The following is a 630-nucleotide window of genomic DNA, read 5'->3' on the forward strand; positions in this document are numbered from 1 at the left end:
ACGCTATTAAGGTGGTAGACCGCAGTCCATGCGATCCCCAGCCGCTCGGTGGCATCGGTCAGCGGGCCTTCGACATTATCCCAGCTCGGGGACTCGCTATTGGCGGTCACAGCAGCGACGGCGGCACGCGCCTCGGTCAGCAGCTGGTCGATGGCGGGCGCGACATGCTCGGCGCGGATTTCATCGAAACGGGGCAGGCCAGAAAAATCGAGCAGCGGGTTGGTATTCATCGTTATGTCATCCTTGGTCGGGGCTCGCCTGTATGATAGGCAGCATCAAACGACAAGATGAGGACAGCCCGATGAATCACAACCTGCGTTCTTTTGATGGCATCACGCCAAATGTGGCCGCTTCGGCCTATATCGACCCGGCAGCCGTGGTCATCGGTGAGGTCACACTGGAAAAAGACAGCTCGGTATGGCCGTATGCGGTCATCCGTGGCGACGTCAACAGCATCACCATCGGTGAAGGCAGCAATGTGCAGGACTTCGCCATGTTGCATGTCTCCCACAAAAAAGAATCCGATCCGCTGGGCGCGCCGCTAGTCATCGGCAAACATGTGACCATCGGCCACCATGTGACGCTGCACGGCTGCACCATAGACGACGAAGTGCTGGTCGGCATCGGCTC

General features: G+C 59.0%; 1 protein-coding gene and 1 pseudogene. One reads left to right on the forward strand and one right to left on the reverse strand.

All coding sequences use genetic code 11. The features are described from left to right. Positions 1–230: pseudogene (locus tag EGI20_RS18950) on the reverse strand (oligopeptidase A); the annotation flags it as partial. 71 nt (positions 231–301) lie between these two features. Between EGI20_RS18950 and EGI20_RS18955 the strand changes: the two are divergent. Then, the coding region (locus tag EGI20_RS18955) for a gamma carbonic anhydrase family protein (protein WP_498633255.1) at positions 302–630 on the forward strand (329 nt) is incomplete at its 3' end.

The sequence above is a fragment of the Aquitalea sp. S1-19 genome (assembly GCF_024343515.1).